Source organism: Salmonella enterica subsp. diarizonae (assembly GCF_008692785.1).
Lineage (GTDB): Bacteria > Pseudomonadota > Gammaproteobacteria > Enterobacterales > Enterobacteriaceae > Salmonella > Salmonella diarizonae.
Window position 1 is genome coordinate 1 of sequence record NZ_VXJV01000022.1, and the last position, 5800, is coordinate 5800.

Genomic DNA, 5800 nt, shown 5'->3' on the forward strand with positions numbered 1-5800 from the left:
ACGGCGCAGGGCGGGATGGTCATTCTCACCACCCACCAGCCGCTGCCGGGGGCCGCGGACACCATCCGCCGCCTTGCGCTGACCGGCGGGGGGGCAGGGCTGTGATGTGGCGTGTCTTCTGTCTTGAGCTGCGCGTCGCGTTTCGCCACTGCGCGGACATCGCCAGCCCGCTGTGGTTCTTCCTGATGGTCATCACCCTGTTTCCGTTAAGCATCGGGCCGCAGCCGCAGCTACTGGCGCGTATCGCGCCGGGCATCATCCAGGTGGCGGCGCTGCTGGCCTCGCTGCTGGCGCTGGAGCGGTTGTTTCGCGACGACCTGCAGGACGGCAGCCTGGAGCAGTTGATGCTGCTGCCGGTGCCGCTGCCGGCGGTGGTGCTGGCGAAGGTGCTGGCCCACTGGACGGTGACCGGCCTGCCGCTGATTATTCTCTCCCCGCTGGTGGCGCTGCTGCTGGGGATGGACGTGTACGGCTGGAAAATCATGGCGCTGACGCTGCTGCTGGGCACGCCGGCGCTGGGGTTTCTCGCCGCGCCGGGCGTCGGGCTGACGGCCGGGCTGCGGCGCGGCGGCGTCCTGCTGGGCATACTGGTGCTGCCGCTGGCCATCCCGGTGCTGATTTTTGCCACCGCGGCGATGGACGCGGCGTCGATGCATTTACCCGTTGACGGCTATCTGGCGGTTCTGGGGGCGCTGCTGGCGGGCAGCGCGACGTTAAGCCCGTTCGCCACCGCGGCGGCGCTGCGTATCAGCGTGCAGTAGCGCATTTGCAGGCCGGATAAGGCGCCGGCCGCCGTCCGGCACCACGGACATTTTACTGGTTTCAGGAGGTCAGGTGACGACTATGTGGAAAACCCTTCATCAGCTGGCAGTGCCGCCCCGGCTGTATCAGATTTGCGGCAGGCTCGTGCCGTGGCTGGCGGTGGCCGGTATCATCGCGCTGGCCACGGGCTGGGTCCGGGGCTTTGGTTTCGCCCCGGCGGACTACCAGCAGGGGGAGAGCTACCGCATTATGTATCTGCATGTCCCGGCGGCCATCTGGTCGATGGGTATCTATGCGGCGATGGCGGTGGCGGCGTTTACCGGGCTGGTCTGGCAGATGAAAATGGCCAGCCTTGCCGTCGCGGCGATGGCGCCGGTGGGGGCGGTGTACACCTTCATCGCGCTGGTCACCGGCTCGGCGTGGGGTAAACCGATGTGGGGCACCTGGTGGGTGTGGGACGCGCGCCTGACCTCGGAGCTGGTGCTGCTGTTTCTCTACGCCGGGGTCATCGCCCTGTGGCACGCCTTTGACGACCGCAGAATGGCCGGGCGCGCGGCGGGCATTCTGGTGCTGGTCGGCGTGGTGAACCTGCCGGTTATCCACTATTCCGTCGAGTGGTGGAACACCCTGCACCAGGGCTCGACGCGGATGCAGCAGAGTATCGACCCGGCGATGCGCTCGCCGCTGCGCTGGGCCATCACCGGCTACCTGCTGCTCTTTATGACGCTTTCGCTGATGCGGATGCGCAACCTGATTTTACTCATGGAAAAACGCCGCCCGTGGGTGGGCGAACTGATACTGAAAAGGGGGCGCCGGTGAGAACGGCATTTTCATCGTGGAGCGATTTTTTCGCCATGGGCGGGTACGCCTTTTTTGTCTGGCTGGCGGTGGCGATGACCGTGGTGCCGCTGGCGGCGCTGGCGCTGCACACGGTGCTGCAGCGCCGGGCCATTCTGCGCGGCGTGGCGCAGCAGCGGGCGCGCGAGGCGCGGATGCGTGCCGCACAGGCACAACAGGAGGCCGCGTGAACCAGCGACGCAGAAACCGGTTATGGGTGGCCTGCGCGGTGCTGGCGGGCCTGGCGCTGACCACCGCTCTGGTCCTGTACGCGCTGCGCGCGAATATCGACCTGTTCTATACCCCCGGCGAAATTCTCTACGGCAAGCGCGAGACGCAGCAGCTGCCGGCGGCGGGCCAGCGCCTGCGCGTCGGCGGGATGGTGATGCCCGGCAGCGTCAGGCGCGACCCGGACTCGCTGAAGGTGAACTTCAGCCTCTACGACGCCGAGGGGTCGGTGACGGTGAGCTATGAGGGGATACTGCCGGACCTGTTCCGCGAGGGGCAGGGGGTGGTGGTGCAGGGCACCCTGGAGAAGGGCAACCACGTCCTGGCGCACGAGGTGCTGGCCAAACATGACGAGAACTACACCCCGCCGGAAGTGGAAAAGGCGATGCAGGAAAACCACCGCCGCCCGCAACGCGCTGATAAGGACACCTCATCATGATGCCTGAATACGGCCACGCGCTGCTGTGCCTGGCGCTCGGCGTGGCGCTGCTGCTGTCCGTTTACCCGCTGTGGGGCGTGGCGTGCGGCGACGCGCGGATGATGGCGTCGGCCGGGGTGTTCGCCTGGCTGCTGTTCATCTGCGTGGCGGGCGCGTTTTTCGTGCTGGTGCACGCCTTTGTGGTTAACGACTTCACCGTGGCCTATGTCGCCGGCAACTCGAACACGCAGCTGCCGGTGTGGTACCGGGTGGCCGCCACCTGGGGGGCGCACGAGGGCTCGCTGCTGCTGTGGGTGCTGCTGATGAGCGGCTGGACCCTGGCGGTGGCGGTGTTCAGCCGGCAGGTGCCGGCGGATATCGTGGCCCGGGTGCTGGCGGTGATGGGGATGGTCAGCGCCGGTTTTCTGGTGTTCATCCTGTTCACCTCGAATCCGTTCGCCCGCACGCTGCCGGCCTTCCCGGTGGAGGGGCGCGACCTGAACCCGCTGCTGCAGGACCCCGGACTGATTTTCCACCCGCCGCTGCTGTACATGGGCTATGTCGGCTTCTCGGTGGCCTTCGCCTTCGCCATCGCCGCGCTGCTGGGCGGGCGTCTGGACAGCGCGTTCGCCCGTTTTGCCCGCCCGTGGACGCTGGCGGCGTGGGTGTTCCTGACGCTGGGTATCGTGCTCGGCTCCGCGTGGGCCTACTACGAGCTGGGCTGGGGCGGCTGGTGGTTCTGGGACCCGGTGGAGAACGCCTCCTTTATGCCGTGGCTGGCGGGCACCGCCCTGCTGCACTCGCTGGCGGTCACCGAACAGCGCGCCGGCTTTAAGGCGTGGACGCTGCTGCTGTCCATCTGCGCCTTCTCGCTGTGCCTGCTGGGCACCTTCCTGGTGCGCTCCGGGGTGCTGGTGTCGGTGCATGCCTTCGCCTCCGACCCGGCGCGCGGAATGTTTATCCTCGCCTTTATGGTGCTGGTCACCGGCGGTTCGCTGCTGCTGTTCGCCGTGCGCGGGCACAGGGTGCGTTCGCGGGTGAACAACGCGCTGTGGTCGCGCGAGTCGCTGCTGCTCGGCAACAACGTCCTGCTGATGGCCGCCATGCTGGTGGTGCTGCTGGGCACGCTGCTGCCGCTGGTGCACAAGCAGCTGGGGCTGGGCAGTATTTCGGTGGGGGAGCCGTTCTTTAACACCATGTTCAGCGGGCTGATGGTCCCCTTTGCCCTGCTGCTGGGGGTGGGGCCGCTGGTGCGCTGGGGCCGGGACCGGCCGCGTAAAATCAGAACGCTGCTGCTCACCGCCCTGGTCTCCACCCTGGCGCTGTCGGTACTGTTGCCGTGGCTGTTTCAGGACCGCATCGCCGCCATGGCGGTGGCCGGGATGGCGATGGCCTGCTGGATTGGGGTGCTGGCGGTGGCCGAAGCCGTACAGCGCGTGTCCCGCGGCGCCAGGATTTCCCTCAGCTACCAGGGGATGGTGGCGGCGCACCTCGGGCTGGCGGTGACGATTACCGGCATCGCCTTCAGCCAGAATTACAGCGTGGAGCGTGACGTGCGGATGCGGGCGGGTGACAGCGTGACCATTCACGACTACCGCTTCACCTTCCGGGAGGTGCGGGACATCACCGGACCCAACTACCGCGGCGGGGTGGCCATCATCGGGGTGACGCGCAACGGGGCGCCGGAGGCGGTGCTGCACGCGGAGAAACGGCTCTACAACACCAGCCGGATGGTGATGACCGAGGCGGCGATTGACGGCGGGCTGACCCGCGACCTGTACGCCGCGCTCGGGGAGGAGCTGGACAACGGCGCGTGGGCCGTGCGCCTGTACTACAAGCCATTTGTCCGCTGGATATGGGCCGGGGGGCTGCTGATGGCGCTGGGCGGGCTGCTGTGCCTGGCGGACCCGCGCTACCGCCGCCGTAAACCGTCGCCGGAGGCCGTATGAAACGCAACGTACTGTTATTACCGTTACTGATTTTTCTGCTGATTGCCGCGGCGCTGCTGTGGCAACTGGCGCGCAATGCGCAGGGCGATGACCCGACGGCCCTCGAGTCGGCGCTGACCGGGAAGCCGGTGCCGGCGTTCCGCCTGGAGTCGCTGGACCGGCCGGGGCAGTATTACGGGGCCGGGGCGCTGACGCAGGGGAAACCGGTGCTGCTTAACGTCTGGGCCACCTGGTGCCCGACCTGCCGCGCCGAGCATCAGTACCTGAACCGGCTTGCCGCGCAGGGTATCCGGGTGGTGGGACTGAACTATAAGGACGACCGGGCGAAGGCGGTGGCCTGGTTAAACACGCTGGGCAACCCGTATGCGCTGAGTTTATCGGACAGCGACGGGATGCTGGGGCTGGACCTGGGCGTGTACGGCGCGCCGGAAACCTTCCTCATCGACGGCAACGGGATTATCCGCTACCGCCATGCGGGCGATTTGAACGCCCGGGTGTGGGAAAGTGAAATGAAACCGCTGTGGGATAAATACAGCCGGGAGGCGGCGCAATGAGATTTTTACCGGGCATGCTGATGCTGATGCTGATGCTGGTGCTGGTGATGGCCGCGCCGGCGCGGGCGACCACCGACGTGATGCCGTTCAGAAACGAGGCGCAGGAGCAGCAGTTCCGCCAGCTCACGGAGCAGCTGCGCTGCCCGAAATGCCAGAACAACAGCATTGCGGACTCGAACGCGATGATAGCCACCGACATGCGCCGGAAGGTGTATGACCTGATGCAGGAGGGGAAGAGCAGGCAGGAAATCATCGATTACATGGTGGCGCGCTACGGCAACTTCGTCACCTACGACCCGCCGCTGACCCCGCTGACGGTGCTGCTGTGGGTGCTGCCGCTGGCCGCCATCGTGGCGGGCGGGTGGATAATCGTCGCCCGCACGCGCCGGCGGGTGCGCCTGCGCCGGGAGCCGTTGCCGGCGGACACCCCGGCTCCCGGCGCGCGCGCCGGGTGGGGCGTTTACGTGCCGGGGGCCGTCATCGCGCTGGCGGTCAGCGCCGGCGGCTACGCCCTGACCGGCAGTTATCCGCAGGTGAGGGCCTGGCAGCAGGCGACGGCGCAGGCGCCCGGGCTGCTGGACAGGGCGCTGGACCCGGCGGCGCAGCCGCTGAATGAGGAAGAGATGGCGCGGCTGGCGCTGGGGCTGCGCACGCGCCTGCAGCGCGACCCCGGCAACGCCGAAGGCTGGATGATGCTCGGCCGGGCCGGCATGGCGCTGGGCGACGCCGGTACCGCCACAGGGGCGTATGCGAATGCTTACCGTCTGGACCCGGAAAACCGCGGGGCGGCGCTGGGCTACGCGGAGGCGCTGACGCGCTCGTCCGACCCGGAGGATAACCGTCGCGGCGGGGAGCTGCTGCGCCGGCTGGTGAGCCGCGACCACACGGATATCCGGGTGTTAAGCCTGTATGCGTTCAGCGCCTTTGAGCAGGGGCGTTCTGGCGAGGCGGTGGCGGCCTGGGAGATGATGCTGAAGTTACTGCCGGCCGGCGACGCCCGGCGGGCGGTGATTGAGCGCAGTATCCGCCAGGCGCTGGCGCAGGAGAAATAA

Annotated in this window: 8 protein-coding genes; all 8 read left to right on the forward strand. The window is 67.7% G+C overall.

Going from position 1 to position 5800, the window contains the following annotated elements:
• Positions 1 to 105 (forward strand): hypothetical protein (locus F4V72_RS24195; RefSeq protein WP_230323413.1); only part of this gene is annotated, 105 nt, incomplete at its 5' end.
• On the forward strand, positions 102 to 761 hold the full coding sequence (gene ccmB / locus F4V72_RS23850) for a heme exporter protein CcmB (protein WP_023247221.1): 660 nt from the start codon (positions 102 to 104) through the stop codon (positions 759 to 761). The genes F4V72_RS24195 and ccmB, both read left to right, overlap by 4 nt.
• Positions 762 to 843: 82 nt before the next feature.
• Positions 844 to 1581: a heme ABC transporter permease gene (locus F4V72_RS23855; RefSeq protein ID WP_053511205.1), complete on the forward strand. Its 738-nt coding sequence runs from the start codon at positions 844 to 846 to the stop codon at positions 1579 to 1581.
• Positions 1578 to 1790, forward strand: a complete 213-nt coding sequence (gene ccmD / locus F4V72_RS23860; RefSeq protein ID WP_023247223.1) for a heme exporter protein CcmD — start codon at positions 1578 to 1580, stop codon at positions 1788 to 1790. The genes F4V72_RS23855 and ccmD overlap by 4 nt, the downstream gene beginning before the upstream one ends.
• Entirely contained in the window at positions 1787 to 2266 is a 480-nt protein-coding gene (gene ccmE, locus F4V72_RS23865; RefSeq protein ID WP_136057877.1) for a cytochrome c maturation protein CcmE, read from the forward strand. Before ccmD ends, ccmE begins: the two co-directional genes overlap by 4 nt.
• Positions 2263 to 4194 (forward strand): heme lyase CcmF/NrfE family subunit, encoded by a 1932-nt coding sequence (locus tag F4V72_RS23870; protein ID WP_150342518.1) that lies wholly within the window; start codon positions 2263 to 2265, stop codon positions 4192 to 4194. The genes ccmE and F4V72_RS23870 overlap by 4 nt, the downstream gene beginning before the upstream one ends.
• Positions 4191 to 4748, forward strand: coding sequence for a thiol:disulfide interchange protein DsbE (gene dsbE, locus F4V72_RS23875; protein WP_023247226.1), 558 nt, complete (start codon positions 4191 to 4193; stop codon positions 4746 to 4748). Before F4V72_RS23870 ends, dsbE begins: the two co-directional genes overlap by 4 nt.
• A complete protein-coding gene (locus tag F4V72_RS23880; protein WP_114048375.1) occupies positions 4745 to 5800 on the forward strand; it encodes a cytochrome c-type biogenesis protein CcmH in 1056 nt (351 codons plus the stop codon). The genes dsbE and F4V72_RS23880 overlap by 4 nt, the downstream gene beginning before the upstream one ends.

Excerpts from the sequence above, each read along its gene's own strand:
- F4V72_RS23855 (WP_053511205.1), top strand. The coding sequence starts at position 844 with ATGTGGAAAACCCTTCATCAGCTGGCAGTGCCGCCCCGGCTGTATCAG.
- F4V72_RS23870 (WP_150342518.1), top strand. The coding sequence starts at position 2,263 with ATGATGCCTGAATACGGCCACGCGCTGCTGTGCCTGGCGCTCGGCGTG.
- dsbE (WP_023247226.1), top strand. The coding sequence starts at position 4,191 with ATGAAACGCAACGTACTGTTATTACCGTTACTGATTTTTCTGCTGATT.
- F4V72_RS23880 (WP_114048375.1), top strand. The coding sequence starts at position 4,745 with ATGAGATTTTTACCGGGCATGCTGATGCTGATGCTGATGCTGGTGCTG.